Below are 14,816 nucleotides of genomic sequence, written 5' to 3'. Positions count from 1 at the left end.
TCGGATACCGGACGGTATACGGAGGTAAAAGATGGGTTCCCTGGTCGACAAGGTCCACGGTGAGCTGCGCAAACAGCTCCTGGGCGGGTCCTTCTCGATCGGTGAGGCGTTGAGCGAGGAACGGCTGGCCCGGTTGCTCGGGGTCAGCCGCACCCCGGTCCGGGAAGCGCTTCGCAGGCTCGCGAACGAGGACCTTGTCGTCGCCGACTCAGCCGGCCGCTACCGGCCGAAGGTGCCGGACCTGCCCCGCATCCAGGGCTTCTACGAGGTCCGGCTGCGGCTGGAGGAATTGAGTGTCGAACGAGCGGTCCGAGAGGCGAGCGACAAACAACTGCACGAGATCGAGGATTACTGGCTCCGGCTGAGTAAGGCCGTTCCCGGCCCGGACCCGTCGTTCGTCTATGAAGACGAGTCGTTTCACGTCGGAATCGCCCGGGCCGGCGGAAACCTCGCGCTCGCCGAACTGCTCGGAAACATCAACAATGCCATCCGCATCATCCGCGTGCACGACTTCGTCATACCCGGGCGTATCGAGGCCACGATCGCCCAGCACCTCGAAATCATCGCGGCGATCTTGGCGAGAAAACCGGAACTCGCGGTCGACCGGATGCGAGAGCACATCAGCGAAAGCGCGTCGCTCGTCCAGGACAGGGTGCTCAGGGCGCTGACCGGGATGCTCGAGCGGACTTCATCGGATTTTCCAGGAGGTAGCAATGAACCAGCCATTGGCGCGCCGTAGCGTGCTCGCCGGCATGGCGGCCGTGGCCGCGGCTTCGGTGGTGAGCGCCTGCGGCTCCCGTTCCGGCGCGACCACGGAAGGTGTTTCCCTGAAGGTCGGGAACCTGGTCGGTGCCTGCATGTCACCGCTGTTCCTGGCGCATGCGACGGGGCTGTTCGCCAAGCAGGGAATCAACGTCGAACTCACCTATTTCGGCAACGCGGGTGACAACCTTTCCTCGTTGGTCACCGATACCACCGGGGTGGTCCACAACCCGTTCTCGAACACGATGGTCGCCAAGGAAAAAGGCGAGGACCTGGTGATCGTCGCGGGCAGTGGAAGCTACGGCCTGGAAATCATCGCCCGCAAGGGTATCGGCGTGGAAACCCTGTCGGATCTTGCCGCGAAAAAAGGAACCGGTCTCCGGGTGGCGACCGCACGAGTCAACACCCAGGAGTTGACCCTGTTCCACGTACTGAAATCCCAGGGACTCTCGTACCAGGATTTCGATATGCGGTTCTTCACCGACAACCTCGCGCTCGGCCAGGCGCTCGTATCCAAGGACATCGATGTGGCGACCGTGGTGCAACCCTACGCCGCGCAGGTCGTCCGTGAGGCAGGCGCGACCTATCTGGGGAGCAACGAGCAGGCGTGGGGCGAGCACGCGCCGGATTGTGTCGTGACCATGAAGCGCGAGCGCGTCGAGCAGGACGGACCGTTCGTCGAGCGGTACCTGACCGCGCTCACCCAGGGCGAGGACGCCTACAAGGCGGATCCCGTGAAATCAGCGGAAATCCTGGACAAGGGCAAGTACTTCAAGGTGACCGGGCAGGCGCTCAGTGAGGGGCTCCAACGCACTCCGCCGCTGGTCCGGCTCGACTCGGCCGCGGTGACGGCGATGGAAAAGGGCGTCGGTGACATGCGCGATCTCCAGTACATCAAGAACACGAGTGCGAGCGACGTGCTTCAGTTGGCACTGTTGAAGAAGGTCGGGTGACGGCGTGATCCAATCACTGGTCCCCCCGCGTTCTCCCGCACGGGCGCGTAGCCGGCTACGCGCCGTGTGTGTTGCCGGCGCCTACGGTCTCGGCAGCTGGGCAGTGGTGATCGCGCTGTGGGAGCTGGCCGCCCGCTGGGGCTGGCTCAAGGAGTCCATTTTCCCACCGCCCAGCCATTTTCTGTCCTACCTGATCAACGACGGCATTCAGATCGGTGTGGGCCCCGACGCGCCGACACTGGTCGACGCGACGCTGGCGACCTTCGCCCGGGTGGGCGCCGGACTGGCCATCGGCATCGTCGCCGCGACAGCCATCGGCGTCACGGCCTCGGTGATCCCACCGGCCCGGCGCGCCGTCATGCCGATCGTCCGGGTGCTCGCACCCGTGGCGCCGATCGCCTGGATTCCGCTCGGTCTGTCCTTGTTCGGTATCGGCGACGGCACCGCGGTGTTCATCGTGACGCTTGGCGTGGTCTTCACGCTGACGGTGGCGACCGTTGCCGCGATCGACGATGTCAACCCCGAGCTGTTGAAGACCGCGCGCAGTCTCGGCTCCAATTCGGTACACCTGTGGGCGAACGTGATCCTGCCGGCGGCCGCGCCACAGGTGTTCACCATGGTCCGCCTGAACTTCTTCGCCGCCTGGATGGCGGTTCTGGCCGCCGAGATGGTCGGGCTGCGCTCGGGATTGGGCGCCGCCATCATCATCGGCCGCGAGCAGTTCAACGCCGACCTGGTGCTCATCGGCATCATGGTCATCGGGCTCTGCGGGTTCGCCGCCGATTCGCTGCTCGTGCTCATCCAGAAGCGGGTGCTGTGGTGGGGGAAGCAGTCATGAGGACACTGCGATGGGAAGGCGTTTCGAAATACTGGCCGGCACCGGGCGGGGAAGGTGTACCCGCGGTCCTGGACGTCGACCTCGCCGTGAACGCGGGCGAGTTCGTGGCGCTCATCGGGCCGAGCGGGTGCGGCAAGACCACCCTGCTGGAGATCGCCGCCGGGCTCGAGTCACCCACCTCAGGGTGTGTGACGTTGGACGGCAAGGCGATCGACGGTCCCGGTCCTGACCGCACGCTGGTATTCCAGGAGCATCACCTGTTTCCGTGGTTGCGGGTGCGGTCGAATGTCGCATTTGGACTGCGCTTCGCCGGGCTGAGCCGGTCCGACCGCAAGAAACGGGTCGACGGCCTGCTCAGTGCCGTCGGGCTGGCCGGTGTCGCGGACAAGCTGCCTCCGCAGTTGTCCGGCGGGATGCGGCAACGGGTGGCGCTGGCGCGGGCCTTGGCGGTCGGGCCGGAGGTGCTGCTCCTGGACGAGCCGTTCGCCGCGCTCGATTTCCAGACCCGGATTCTGATGCAGCGCTATTTGCTGGCCGTGTGGCAGCGGTTCGGCACGACCATGGTCTTTGTCACGCACCAGGTCGACGAGGCACTACTGCTGGCCGACCGGGTGGCATTGGTTTCCGCGGGCCCTGGACGGCTGCTGGAGGAGATCGCGATCGACCTGCCGCGGCCACGGGACCCGGCCGACCCACGTTTTCTGAAGTTACGGGCCCAACTCACCAGCCATCTCGAGCGCGAGGTGATGGCGGCGGCCGACGAAGGAATGGGTGAGCTGTTGCTTCCGGCGGAGGAATCGGAACACGGAATCGAAGCACACGAGCGGGTTTTCTGAGAATGGTGGACGTATGAGCATGATTCGCGCTGGAGCCGCACAAATTCTCGCCGAGTTGGGCCGGCCCGAGAACAATCTCGAACTGATCGGTGAGCATGTTCGTGCGCTGGCCGCGGACGGGGCCCAGTTGGTTGCCTTGCCGGAGGCGATGAATGCCGGTTACCTGTTCGACGACCGGGAGCACGCGCTGGCACTGGGCGAAACTCTCGACGGGCCGTTCATCGCCGGGCTGGGCGAGCTTGCCGACTCCACGGGCACCTGGCTTGCCTGCGGGATCACCGAACGGGACGGTGCGCGCCTGTTCAACAGCGCCGTGCTCGTCGGCCCCGAAGTCGGCCTGGTTGCCTGTCACCGCAAGGTGAACCTCGCGCCGCACGACAGGCAATGGTTCAGCGTCGGCGACGGGACTCCCGCGGTCGCCGACACCCCACTCGGCCGGCTCGGCCTGTTCATCTGCTTCGACTCCCGACTGCCCTGGGTGGCGCGTAATCTCGCGCTTGCCGGCGCCGAGCTGCTGGTGAACTGTGCCAATTTCTTCAGCGAGGACAAGGCCGCGCTGCATCTGCCGGTGCGGGCCGCGGAGAACGGTCTGCCGGTGCTGGCCGCGTCCAAGGCCGGTCACGAGCGAGCCGCCAGGTATCAGGGTGGCACTTGTGCGATCGACGCCGACGGCACGGTGATCGATGTCCTCGGCCCCGATGTCACCAACGCGACGTTGCTCGCCGATCTGGAACTCGCCCCGAAAACCCGGGACGAGCGGCTCGCGTCCCGTCGTCCGCAGGCGTACCACGTGCTCGAAAGTCCTTACGTCACAACCAAAGCCGCCGAGAAGGCGCGGCAAGCGGTCGTCGTCGCCGATACGTGCGTGCAGGTCGCCGCGGTACAAGGGACGTGGGCACAGCCGGAGGCGCTGGAAGCTCGGCTGGACGAAGTGGCGATACTCGGCGCGAAGATCTGGGTTCTCCCAAGCCATCCGTGCGGCGAGCCACCGGCGGACGCGCTTGCAGCTGACGTCGCGGCCGACAGCGCCCCCGCACTGTTCGCGGCGATAGGCCGAGCCACCGTCCGCGCCGATGCCTGGTGCGTCCTGTCGACAGTGGTTCGTGACCCCGCCGGACCGGCATCGGTGCTCGCCATTGTCGGCCCCGACGGGCAGGTGCGCACTGCTCGCCCGGTTCACCCGGACCCCGCGGAGCCATGGTCGAGCGCCGGCGAGGAATGGCTGGTGGCCGACACGCCGTGGGGACGACTGGGTGTGCTTGGCTCCGCGGATCTGGCCCATCCGGAATCGGCCCGCTGCCTGGCTCTGCTCGGCGCCGATCTGCTGTGTGTGCCGGCGGCGACCAACTCGGTCTGGCTGCGTGATCTGGCGCCACTCGAACGCAGCTCCGAGTCGCGGTGCCATGTGGCCATGGCCAATCGGCCGCAGGGCTGCGACGCGCCAGGACGCAGTGTCGTCGTGCCGCTCACCGGTTTTCCCACCGCGAAGCCCGGTGCGGTCGGCCGGGCCCTCGTGGACGAGACCCATCGCGTCGTCGCCGGGTTCGTCGAATTGGCGACAGCGCGGAACAAATGCATCACCAGCGGAACCCACTTGTTCGAACGCAGTCGCGTCGAGGAGACCGTGTGACCGCGAAACAGGGAACCGAAGTCACGGTGCTACGGCTCGCGGATCTCGTCGCGCCAAGCGGGGTCGGGTATTCCGAGCTGACCCGGCAACTCGACGGACGTCCCGTCATCCTCGAAGGACCGTTGTGGCAGAACAACAATGAGCTTCAGGTCGGCACGACCACGGCATGCGCGCACGGGAATCCCGACCCGGTCGTGCCGTTGGTCGAGCCGGCGCCCGCATTGTGGCTGCTGCGACCAGGGCTGAAGGTACGAGTGCTGGGAATTTTCGAATACGGATTGAATATTTCCGACACCGGTGACGCCGGCTACGTCCGGCTGCGCAATGCCACCTTGGCGTCCACGGCATGAACCTCGTGACACGCCGGGTGCAGGCTTCGTACCGGCGGATCGCCGATGTGGACAGACCCGAGGTGTGGATCGACCTGCGCCCACAGGAAGACGTCGAACGGGAAGCGGCCGAACTGGATCAGCGCCTGGCGGCCGGGGAGCAGTTGCCGTTGGCCGGCACGGTGCTGGCGGTCAAGGGCAACATCGATGTCGCTGGGCTGCCGACAACCGCCGCCTGCCCGGAATACGCGTACCTGCCGGCCGAAGACGCCGCCGTGGTGGCCCGGTTGCGTGCGGCCGGGACGGTGGTGCTCGGCACGACCAATCTCGATCAGTTCGCCACCGGCCTGGTGGGAACCCGCAGTCCGTACGGCGTGGTACGGAATGCGGTCGACCCCAGCCGGATCTCCGGCGGCTCCAGCTCCGGGTCCGCGGTGGCCGTCGCGTTGGGCATCGCCGATCTCGCACTCGGCACCGATACCGCCGGCTCCGGCCGGGTGCCGGCCGCCTTCAACGACATCGTCGGTCTGAAGCCCACGCGCGGGCTCGCGTCCACCCGCGGTGTGGTGCCGGCCTGCCAGAGCCTGGACTGTGTCTCGATCTTCAGCCGTACGCTGGACGACGCCGAGCAGGCGTTGCGGTTGATGGTCGATCCCGGCACGCCGCGAAGTAACACATTGGCGACACCGCCCGTTGGTCCTTACCGGGTCGGTGTTCCGTTCGAGCATCAACTCGGGGAACTGGCGCCAGGATGGGCCGATGCCTACTTCGCCGCGGCCGGGCGGTTGGCGGAAGTGGGCGTGCAACTGGTTTCCGTCGACCTCGATCCGTTCCTCCAGGCCGGCACATTGCTGTACGGCGGTGCCTTGGTCGCGGAACGCTATACGGCGGTGGGAGCCTTCATCGACAAACACCAGGACCAGGTCGACCCCACGGTCGGTGCCATCATCTCGGCGGCCAGGGACATCCCCGCCCACCACATGTTCGCCGATCAGCAGCGCCTCGACCGCCTGCGGCACGAGGCTTTGGCGACACTGTCCACAGTGGACGCGCTCTTTCTGCCGACCACAACGGACCATCCGGCGATCAGCGATGTGCTCGCCGATCCGATCCACCTCAACAACCGGCTCGGTCGGTTCACCACCTTCGCCAACGTGCTCGACCTGTCCGCGGTCGCCGTCCCAGCGGGAACGGTGGCCGGTCTTCCGTTCGGTGCCATGTTCGTCGGGCCCGCGTTGTCCGACCACCGGCTGGTGAACCTGGCCAGGCTGCTGGAACGTCAACTCGGCCGGGTTCGGCTGGCCGTCCTCGGCGCCCACCTGACCGGCCAGCCACTGAACCACGAACTGGTTCTGCGTGGCGGGCGGTTCCTCAAGCACGCCACGACATCGCCGCACTACCGGCTCTATGCCCTGGCGACCACGCCGGCCAAACCAGGGCTGGTTCGCGTTGACGAGCACGGCGCCGCGGTACGGGCCGAGGTGTGGGAACTACCGGCGACCGGGTTTGCCAATCTGGCCGCGTCGATAACCCCACCCATGGCCATCGGCCATGTCGAACTCGTCGACGGCGACCACATACCCGGTTTTCTCTGCCAGCCCGGCGCACTCCACGACGGCGTCGATATCACCGAACACGGCGGCTGGCTGTCCTATCTCGCACACTCGACGTAACCCCCGGGTTACAGGTGGTCCGAGTAGAAGGCGACGAGCCGATCGACGGCGGCATCGACGTACTCGGGCACGTCGTACATTTCGTAATGGCCGGCGCCTTCGACCACCATGAGATCGACCGGGTTGGGCGCCAGCTTCCACAGCCGCATGCCGGACTCGTAGGAGCCGGTGTTGCCGAGGCGTCCGGCGAGGATGACCTGCAGTGGCTGGGTCATGAGCTGATCGACCAGGTGAAAGGCGTCGTATCCCAGGAGCAGCGAGTCGCCGCGCGCGAGGCGGCGGTTCGTCGAATGCTCGTTCTTGCCCCGCTCGGTGCGGTAGAAGGTGATCGCCTGGGTCGTGTCGATATCGGTCAGACCGGCCGCGGCCGCGTCTTCCAGCGTGTCGGGCAGCCAGTTCGCGCGGTTCAGCTCACCGGTGCGGGTTTCCTCGATACGTGCGGCGGCCATGGCGTCGAGTGCGGCCACCGGGCCGTCCGGCTGGAAGCCGCGGAACGACGTGCCCATGTTGCCCGGAACGACAGTGCCGACTGCCTTGATGCGATGGTCCGTGCGAGCGGTGTGCACCGCGTAGCCGCCACCGGCGCAGATACCGAGGACGCCGACGCGGTTCGGGTCGATGCCGGGGATCGTGCTGAGCGCGTCGATCGCGTAGGAGATGTCCTCGCCGCGGCGGTACGGGTCTTCGAGGTCGCGAGGCTCGCCGCCACTCTGCCCCTGGTGGGCCGGGTCGAACACGAGCGCCGCGATACCGCGGGCGGCGAGGCGGGACGCGTAGTTCGCGCCGATCTGTTCCTTCACGCTGCTGCCCGGCGTCGAGAGCACGACGGCTTGCAGCGGCGCGGTTTCCCCGGCGTCATCGGGCAGGTGGAGGTTCGCCGCCAGCTCGATCGGGCCGCGCGGGATCGTGATGTGCTGAAGCACCTGATGGCACCTTTCGCGTAGAGTTTGTTCGAGAGATCCATTAGTACGATCTGGAACTACTTCAGAACTGTACCACCCGAGGAGGGGTGCGCGTGCCGAACGACGCCGCACAGCTGTGGACGCTGAACCATCGCCTGCTGACCGTCGTGCTGGACGCCTGCACCGCCGAGCTGACCGAGCTGGGATTGGATCCGAAGGAGTTCTTCGTGCTCGCCGAGGTCGCCACGTCGCCGTACCCGGCCGAGCTGGCGGTCAAGCTGGTGATCCCCAAGGCCAGCGTGACGGTCTACGTGCGCAACCTCGTCGCCAAGGGATTCATGCGACGTGAGATCGACGACGCGGACCTGCGGCGGCACCGGCTCGTGCTCACCGACGAGGGCGAGGCGGCGCGGGATCGCGCGCTCGCGGCGCTCGGCGCGGAGTTCGACCGCAGGCTGGCGACGATCGAGCCCCGCGATCGCGCGGAGCTGCGCCGGATTCTCCTGGCCCTGCTCGAATCCGGACGTTGACCGGCGGCCAGCTCTCGGGTCCACAACGCCAGCACCAGCATCACCGCCACATCGACGACGATCATCCCGCGTTCGAACAGCCCGATACTCAGGCCGGCGAACCGGTCGCGTCCGCTGTGCGTCAGGAACCCGACGACGAACGGGATCATGCAGGCCACGGCCAGACCGCTGAGCACCAGGAGGGTCCGTGCCTGCCGGCGCGCCCGGCCGCGAAACCGCCACCACAGCAGCACGCACAGCGCCGGCACGCAGGCCGCCATCACAGTGGTACAGACCATGTGGACGAAGCCGTACCAGGTGCCCGGCGAACCGATCGGATCCTTGAGGAACACGGTCAGCCCGAGCAGGCTGACGCACCACGTGACCAGCAGTCCGGGCGCCAGTCGCCCCCGCGCCAGCCCGTGCCGCGCCATGGCGAACGTCAGGACCACAGCCGCGGCGTTCATGCTCAACAGTGCGAGCACGTACGGAATACCGGTACCGTAAGCGTGCAACGGATAGTCCGACACGAGATCGTGGATCGGGTCAACGCCGCCGAATCGTGGCAGTAGGTGCAGCGCGACCAGCGTCGAGACGCCGAGAATTCCCAACAGGACTCCGGTTCTGGTCACCAGCCGGTGACGGGCGATGATCGGCATGGTTCGACGCTAAGGATTCACCCGTGCCGTGGGCCACGCGGCTTACTCCCGGATCCTGGGTCCGGTTAACCCCACCACCGCCGTTCGGGCGGGGCCGAATGGCGCAATACGGGACAGGAATCGGACAGGCCGTGGCAAAAGTCTAGACCAATTTGGGAAACTGCTCGCACACTGGACGAACGGTGTGTTTTTCCCCGTTCCACGGAGGTGTATCCATGCATCGACGAACAATCGCCCGCGCGGTCCTGCCCGCGCTCGTCCTCGCCACCGTCGCGGTGGCGCCCGCCACCGTCGCGCAGGCCTCGCCCGCGCTGATCACGGCCATGCAGCACGACTTCGGCCTCACCGCCCAGCAGGTCCAGAACAGGCTCACCCAGGAGAAGGCCGCCACCGACGTGCTGCCCGCGGCGCAGCAGGCGGCGGGCGCGGCGTTCGGCGGCGCGTGGTTCGACGCGGCGCAGGGCAAGCTCGTGGTCGGCGTGACGAACCCGGCAGCCGCGGCGGCGGTCGAGCGGACCGGCGCGGCGACCGCACCCACCCAGGTCAGCGCCGCCGCATTGGACGGCGCGAAGAAAGCGCTCGACAACTCGGCGAAAGCCCAGCCCGCGCCGGCGTCGGTGACGAGCTGGCGCACCGATCCGCGCACCGGCAGCCTCGTGGTGACGCTGCAGCCGGGCGCGCGGGGCGCGGACGTCGACGGGTTCCTGGCGCGGGCGCGTCAGACCGGCACGCGGGTGACCGTGGCGACCGCGCCGCGCGCGTCGACCGAGTCGGCCGGCACCGTCGGCGGGGATCCCTACTACATCAACGGAAACGTGCGCTGCTCCATCGGGTTCTCGGTGCAGGGCGGGTTCGTCAGCGCCGGGCACTGCGGCACCCCCGGCTCGACGACCGCCGGCTGGGACGGCTCGGCGCAGGGCACGTTCGCCGGATCTTCCTTCCCCGGCAACGACTATTCCTACATCACCATCGGCAACGGCTGGTGGACCACGCCCGTCGTGCTGGGCTGGGGCACCGTGAGCGACCAGCTGGTGCGCGGTTCGGCGGTGGCCGTCCCGGGGACGTCGATCTGCCGCTCGGGTTCGACTTCGCACTGGCACTGCGGCGTTGTGGAAGGCCTGAACGAGACCGTGAACTACCAGCAGGGCGCGGTGTACGAAATGACGCGGACCACGGTGTGCGCGGAGCCGGGCGACTCGGGTGGTTCGTTCATCTCCGGTGACCAGGCACAGGGCGTCACCTCCGGCGGGTACGGCAACTGCACCTCCGGCGGCGAGACGTGGTTCCAGCCGGTGAACGAGATCCTGCGGACCTACGGGCTTTCGCTCGTCACGGCCTGAATCGTGGTGTCGTGCGGGCCCGGTCAGGCGCGCAGCTTGGCCGGGTTCCGCACGATCCACACGGCGGTGATCTTGGCGCCCGCCACGTCGAAGCTGACCGGGCAGGCAAAGCCGTGACCAGGTGGACGACGTCGTCCGCCGCCGTCACACACCGCGGCCCCGAGCGCGGCGACGTCTGCCCGCCGGCAGGCCTCGGCGAACTCGCGCACGACATCCTCATGCCGATTGAGCATGCTCGGATCGGACAGCCGGTTCCCCCGGCTCCTCGCCAGTGACGAACGCGCGCCGCGGGTCCTGCACCGACGCCAGGGACACGATGTCGCGCCCGGACACCGCCGCGGTCAGCCAGACCGCGAACACCCGGATCTTCCGTTCCCAGCTCGGCACGGCGAGAACGTGGTATCCGCGGTGCATCACCCACGCCAGGAATCCCTTGATGACGATGCCGTGGTACTGGAAGATGCCGCGGCCCAGCCCCAGCGTGGCGATCGTGCCGAAGCTGTGGTGCAGATACGGCCGCACTTTCCGGCCGCGCAGGTCGGCCACGATGTTCTTGGCGAGGAGTTTGCCCTGACGCACCGCGTTCTGCGCGTTCGGGACGATCGCGACGCCGGGCCGGCCGGCGGTGAGGTCGGGCACCGCCGCGTCGTCACCGGCGCCCCAGGCGTCCGGCACCGGCTCACTCTCGGTGCCGACCCGCAGGTCGGCTCGCACGACGAGCATCCCGCGCCCGTCGATCGGCAGGTCGGTGTGGCTGCGCACCATTGGGTTCGCGGCGTTGCCGACGGTCCACACGATCAGCTCGGAGTCGAACTCGTCGCCGGTCGACAGCACCACATGCCCGTCGGTCGCGGCGAGCAATTGGGCGTTGAGATGCACGTGTGCGCCGCGCTTCTGCAGTGACCGCACCACCCACTCGCCGGGCCTGTCGGTGACTTCGGGCAGGATCCGGTCCCGCGCCTCGACCAGGTGGAACTGGAGTTCGTTCCGGTCCAGCTCGGGGTACGAGCGGAGCAGCGAGGTCGCCAGGGACAGCAGCTCGCCGAAGCCTTCGACGCCGGAGAACCCGCCGCCCACGAACGTCGCCGTGAGCAGCTTCCGGCGCTGTGGCCCGGGTTCGAGCGTGGCGGCCCGGTCGAAGGCGGTCAGCAGCCGGTCCCGGATCGCCACGGCCTCCTCGACGTGCTTCATGCCGATCGCCTGCTCCGCCACGCCAGGCACGGCGAGCTTGCGGGTCACGGCGCCGGCTGTGACGGCGAGGATGTCGTAGCCGAGTGGGAAATCCGGCCCCTCGGCGGGACGCACTGTGGCGGTCCGGTGCGCGTGATCGACCTTGACGACCCGGCCCGAGATGAGTTTGGTGTGGCGCAGGTGGCGGCGCAGCGACACCGCCGCGTGGCGCGCTTCGACCGATCCGGCCAGGACTTCGGGCAGGAACGGCTGATACGTCATGTACGGGCGCGGGTCCACAACGACGACTCGCGCCTCGCCCGGCCGGAGCTTCTTCTCCAGTTTCCATGCCGTGTAGAAACCGGCGTACCCGCCGCCGACCACCAGAATCGTGCGCATCTGGGCCTCTGTTCTCTCGCTGTCACCAGGAAAGACCGGGTAGCGCCGCGGTTTGTGACATCAGGCCGGGACGGACACCGCCCTGTTCTTCTCGGGATTGACCATCCACAGCAGCCGGTCGATACCCTCGGTGGTGGCGTTCACCGTGAGCAGGCCGTACAGCTCGCCGTCGACGCGCAGCACGGCAGATGTCTGCCCATTGGTGGTCGCCCACTGGACGTCGACATTCTCCCAGAACGAGCCCGAGATCGCCGTCAGGAACCGCACCACCCGCCGCACGCCCACAATCGGCTGGCGGGCGACGCGCACCCGGCCGTTGCCGTCGGACAGGCTGGTCACGTCCGGTGTGAACAGCCGCTCCAGCGCGGCCATGTCGCCGGACCGGGCGGCGGCGATGAAGGTGGTCAGCAGTTCCCGCTGCGCGGCGGCGTCCGCCGGGGAGTGCCGTTCGCTCGCCATGTGCTTGCGCGCCCGGCTGACCAGCTGGCGCACCGCGGGTTCGGTCGACGACAGGATGTTCGCGATCTCGGCGTAGGCGTAGTCGAATGCTTCGCGCAACACATACGCGGCGCGTTCATTGGGCGTGAGTTTCTCCATCAGCAGCAGGGCCGCGAATTCGAGTGCCTCGCCACGCTCGGCGCCAAGGTACGGGTCCGCGCTCGTGTCGATGGGCTCGGGCAGCCACGGCCCGATGTACGTCTCGCGCCGCACCCGCGCCGACCGGAGCGCGTTGATAGCCAGCCGGGTCGTCGTCGTGGCCAGGAACGCGTCCGGGTTGCTGACCTGGGAACGGTCGTACGCCTGCCACCGCAGCCAGACTTCCTGCACCAGGTCCTCGGCCTCGGCGGCGCTGCTGAGCATGCGATAGGCGATCCCGAACAGCCTTGGCCGCGCCGTCGTGAAGACCGCCGCGGCCTCCTCGAGATCGTCCGCCCCTCCCGGCTCGGCACTCACGTCGGAGTCCGTCACTCCGCGAGCGGCGGATTGCGGGGGAATAGGGTCGGCCGGAATCCAGGAGCCGCGTTGATCGTGCGGGCGAAAGGGTCCATCCAATCCGGACACCACTACGGCTTGCGGCCGATCCCGACCACGCAATGCGTGCGCCACGGCTCGACATTCGGCGGGTCCGGGTTGAGCCAGTGTGACGTGTAATCCAGCGGTGTCACGAGCGGGAAGTCGCCGAAGAACGTGATGATCTCGTCCTGCGTGCGCATGAACGCGTTGGTGGTCGTCTGGCCGTACTGCTCGATGAGGTCCCGGAACTCAGGCGTCGCCCCGTCGAACGTGCCGTGTGAGATGGCCAGCAGCGAACCTGGCGGCAGCATGTCGCGGTAGAACGCCATCGCGGCGTGCGCGCCCGCCGAGTCCCCGATGAAATGCAGGACCGCCATCACCAGCAACAGGATCGGCTCGCCGGGACGCAGGACCTGCTCCGCGAAGATCTTGTCCCACAGGTTGTCGAATTCGAGCAGGTCGGCGAAGACCGCGCGATGCCGGTCGGGATCGGCGGTCCGGCTCAGCAGGATGTCGGAATGCGCGTGCGCGATGGTCTCGTTGTCGACGTACAGCACGCTGCACTGTCCCGGCGCGATCTCGTCGGCCACCTCGTGCACGTTGCCGACCGTGGGCAGGCCGGACCCGATGTCGACGATCTGCCGGATCCCGTGCTCGCGAATGGCGTATTCGACGACCCGCCCCAGCGCGCCACGGTTGGAGCGGTACATGTGCCGGATGTTCTGACCGGACTCCAGGTACCGCCCCTCCGCCCGCTCGGCCCAGACACGGTCGACGGCATAGTTGTTCGTACCGCCGAGGAAATAGTCGTAAACCCGCGCTGGGCTGGCCTTTTCGTCCACGTCGGTCCGGCCGGTGGCGCGCGCTACCTCGTCAGGTGAAACCGGCTGATATGACACTGCGTGTCCCCTTGGTGATCGCGAACGGTGTTCACCATCAGCCTATCCCGCCGTGGATCAAGGACCGAGGGGTGTCAGGAGTCGACCCGGGTGACGGGCGGCAACGGCTCGCGGGCGGTGAACCGGAGCTGGGGGAGTTCCTCGCCCTGGGCCCAGGCGTTGAAGGCCTTCAAGTAGAGGGTGAGGTGCTCGCGGGTGTCGCGCCGTTTGAGGACCTGGCCGGCCTGCTTGCGGGCGAGCCGGAACATGTGGTTGCGGAAGGTCAGGCGCGGGTCGGCGCGCTTGAGGCCCGCGCCGTCGATGATGCCGTCGTACCACTCGTCGAGGTTGGCCTTCTGGTTCGCGTGCCACACGAGGTAGCTGGCGGCGCCGGCGGCGGACTTGATCATGGCGGCTTCGGTGGCGATGCGTTCGCCGATCTTGACGAAGTCACGGATCGTGGGGTGCTCTTCGAGGGCACCGATGATCTGGTGGTTGGTGACGATCCCGTTGTTGCCGGACCAGCTCACGTCGGGGCGGTTCTGATAGAGCCACACGGTGCGCAGCATGGACGCGAGCATGTGGCTGTTCGTTTCACCTTCGATGGCCAGCGCGTCGGCCGCGTTGCGCTTGCGGCCGGTGTCGAGCACGTCGAAGGTGTCCGCCGGGACCTCGGTGAACACGGTCAGTTCCACCGGCTGGTCGGCCTCGACGATGGCCGCGAGCCGGTGCTGGCCGTCGACCAGGACGCCGTTGGTGTCGAAGGCGATGCCCTGGTGGGTCACCCGCCAATCGCCGCGGCGCATCGCCTCGGCGAACGAGCGGACGAGTGGCCTGGACAACGGCCGGTTGGCGGTATTGGCGGACAGCATCTCTTCCGCCTTTTTCGGGGTGATCTTCTGAATCCGGCTTCGCATTGTGCGT

The 14,816-nt window shown here is 67.7% G+C and carries 15 protein-coding genes and 1 pseudogene; 9 read left to right on the top strand and 7 right to left on the bottom strand.

Annotated elements, in window-relative coordinates:
- The first annotated feature begins 31 nt into the window (after positions 1-31).
- The 7 genes from LOZ83_RS30470 (at position 32) to atzF (ending at position 7,021) form a co-directional block, all read left to right on the top strand.
- Positions 32-739 carry a GntR family transcriptional regulator gene (locus LOZ83_RS30470; protein WP_255825799.1) on the top strand — a complete coding sequence of 236 codons (708 nt, stop codon included), beginning with the start codon at positions 32-34 and terminating at the stop codon, positions 737-739.
- Positions 714-1,715, top strand: coding sequence for an ABC transporter substrate-binding protein (locus tag LOZ83_RS30465; protein WP_236795189.1), 1,002 nt, complete (start codon positions 714-716; stop codon positions 1,713-1,715). Before LOZ83_RS30470 ends, LOZ83_RS30465 begins: the two co-directional genes overlap by 26 nt.
- A 64-nt stretch (positions 1,716-1,779) precedes the next feature.
- Complete coding sequence (locus LOZ83_RS30460; RefSeq protein WP_236795188.1) at positions 1,780-2,553, top strand: ABC transporter permease; 774 nt, start codon at positions 1,780-1,782, stop codon at positions 2,551-2,553.
- Positions 2,550-3,389 carry an ABC transporter ATP-binding protein gene (locus tag LOZ83_RS30455; RefSeq protein WP_236795187.1) on the top strand — a complete coding sequence of 280 codons (840 nt, stop codon included), beginning with the start codon at positions 2,550-2,552 and terminating at the stop codon, positions 3,387-3,389. Before LOZ83_RS30460 ends, LOZ83_RS30455 begins: the two co-directional genes overlap by 4 nt.
- A gap of 13 nt (positions 3,390-3,402) precedes the next feature.
- Positions 3,403-5,019, top strand: coding sequence for a carbon-nitrogen hydrolase family protein (locus LOZ83_RS30450; RefSeq protein ID WP_236795186.1), 1,617 nt, complete (start codon positions 3,403-3,405; stop codon positions 5,017-5,019).
- The gene (locus tag LOZ83_RS30445) at positions 5,016-5,369 is read left to right on the top strand and encodes a hypothetical protein (protein ID WP_236795185.1); all 354 of its coding nucleotides are present in this window, start codon (positions 5,016-5,018) and stop codon (positions 5,367-5,369) included. Before LOZ83_RS30450 ends, LOZ83_RS30445 begins: the two co-directional genes overlap by 4 nt.
- On the top strand, positions 5,366-7,021 hold the full coding sequence (atzF, locus tag LOZ83_RS30440; RefSeq protein ID WP_236795184.1) for an allophanate hydrolase: 1,656 nt from the start codon (positions 5,366-5,368) through the stop codon (positions 7,019-7,021). Before LOZ83_RS30445 ends, atzF begins: the two co-directional genes overlap by 4 nt.
- Positions 7,022-7,029: 8 nt before the next feature.
- Here the strand turns inward: atzF and LOZ83_RS30435 are convergent, their stop codons facing one another.
- Positions 7,030-7,944: an alpha/beta hydrolase gene (locus LOZ83_RS30435; RefSeq protein ID WP_236795183.1), complete on the bottom strand. Its 915-nt coding sequence runs from the start codon at positions 7,942-7,944 to the stop codon at positions 7,030-7,032.
- A gap of 92 nt (positions 7,945-8,036) precedes the next feature.
- Between LOZ83_RS30435 and LOZ83_RS30430 the strand changes: the two genes are divergently transcribed.
- The gene (locus LOZ83_RS30430) at positions 8,037-8,453 is read left to right on the top strand and encodes a MarR family winged helix-turn-helix transcriptional regulator (protein WP_236795182.1); all 417 of its coding nucleotides are present in this window, start codon (positions 8,037-8,039) and stop codon (positions 8,451-8,453) included.
- Between the two features lie 35 nt (positions 8,454-8,488).
- Here the strand turns inward: LOZ83_RS30430 and LOZ83_RS40890 are convergent.
- Positions 8,489-9,091, bottom strand: a pseudogene (locus LOZ83_RS40890) (DUF998 domain-containing protein); the annotation flags it as partial.
- Between the two features lie 215 nt (positions 9,092-9,306).
- Here LOZ83_RS40890 and LOZ83_RS30425 point away from each other — a divergent pair.
- On the top strand, positions 9,307-10,431 hold the full coding sequence (locus tag LOZ83_RS30425; RefSeq protein WP_236795181.1) for a S1 family peptidase: 1,125 nt from the start codon (positions 9,307-9,309) through the stop codon (positions 10,429-10,431).
- Between the two features lie 23 nt (positions 10,432-10,454).
- Here the strand turns inward: LOZ83_RS30425 and LOZ83_RS30420 are convergent, their stop codons facing one another.
- From LOZ83_RS30420 to LOZ83_RS30400, 5 genes are all read right to left on the bottom strand, one after another.
- Positions 10,455-10,664 carry a hypothetical protein gene (locus LOZ83_RS30420; protein ID WP_236795179.1) on the bottom strand — a complete coding sequence of 70 codons (210 nt, stop codon included), beginning with the start codon at positions 10,662-10,664 and terminating at the stop codon, positions 10,455-10,457.
- A complete protein-coding gene (locus LOZ83_RS30415) occupies positions 10,648-12,000 on the bottom strand; it encodes an NAD(P)/FAD-dependent oxidoreductase (RefSeq protein WP_236795177.1) in 1,353 nt (450 codons plus the stop codon). Before LOZ83_RS30415 ends, LOZ83_RS30420 begins: the two co-directional genes overlap by 17 nt.
- A 60-nt stretch (positions 12,001-12,060) precedes the next feature.
- Positions 12,061-12,954 (bottom strand): RNA polymerase sigma-70 factor, encoded by an 894-nt coding sequence (locus tag LOZ83_RS30410; protein WP_236795176.1) that lies wholly within the window; start codon positions 12,952-12,954, stop codon positions 12,061-12,063.
- A gap of 110 nt (positions 12,955-13,064) precedes the next feature.
- On the bottom strand, positions 13,065-13,913 hold the full coding sequence (locus LOZ83_RS30405; protein WP_236795173.1) for an SAM-dependent methyltransferase: 849 nt from the start codon (positions 13,911-13,913) through the stop codon (positions 13,065-13,067).
- Positions 13,914-13,987: 74 nt separating this feature from the next.
- Complete coding sequence (locus tag LOZ83_RS30400) at positions 13,988-14,809, bottom strand: hypothetical protein (RefSeq protein ID WP_236795171.1); 822 nt, start codon at positions 14,807-14,809, stop codon at positions 13,988-13,990.
- Between the last annotated feature and the right edge of the window lie 7 nt (positions 14,810-14,816).

Origin of the sequence: Amycolatopsis sp. GM8, assembly GCF_021653975.1 — a bacterium.
Lineage (GTDB): Bacteria > Actinomycetota > Actinomycetes > Mycobacteriales > Pseudonocardiaceae > Amycolatopsis_E.
This window is presented reverse-complemented; position numbering and strand designations above follow the sequence as displayed.

Bases quoted from the DNA above. Each gene is read 5' to 3' on its own strand.
- LOZ83_RS30415 (WP_236795177.1), bottom strand. From the start codon at position 12,000: ATGCGCACGATTCTGGTGGTCGGCGGCGGGTACGCCGGTTTCTACACG.
- atzF (WP_236795184.1), top strand. From the start codon at position 5,366: ATGAACCTCGTGACACGCCGGGTGCAGGCTTCGTACCGGCGGATCGCC.
- LOZ83_RS30470 (WP_255825799.1), top strand. From the start codon at position 32: ATGGGTTCCCTGGTCGACAAGGTCCACGGTGAGCTGCGCAAACAGCTC.
- LOZ83_RS30420 (WP_236795179.1), bottom strand. From the start codon at position 10,664: ATGCTCAATCGGCATGAGGATGTCGTGCGCGAGTTCGCCGAGGCCTGC.
- LOZ83_RS30465 (WP_236795189.1), top strand. From the start codon at position 714: ATGAACCAGCCATTGGCGCGCCGTAGCGTGCTCGCCGGCATGGCGGCC.
- LOZ83_RS30450 (WP_236795186.1), top strand. From the start codon at position 3,403: ATGAGCATGATTCGCGCTGGAGCCGCACAAATTCTCGCCGAGTTGGGC.
- LOZ83_RS30400 (WP_236795171.1), bottom strand. From the start codon at position 14,809: ATGCGAAGCCGGATTCAGAAGATCACCCCGAAAAAGGCGGAAGAGATG.
- LOZ83_RS30455 (WP_236795187.1), top strand. From the start codon at position 2,550: ATGAGGACACTGCGATGGGAAGGCGTTTCGAAATACTGGCCGGCACCG.
- LOZ83_RS30425 (WP_236795181.1), top strand. From the start codon at position 9,307: ATGCATCGACGAACAATCGCCCGCGCGGTCCTGCCCGCGCTCGTCCTC.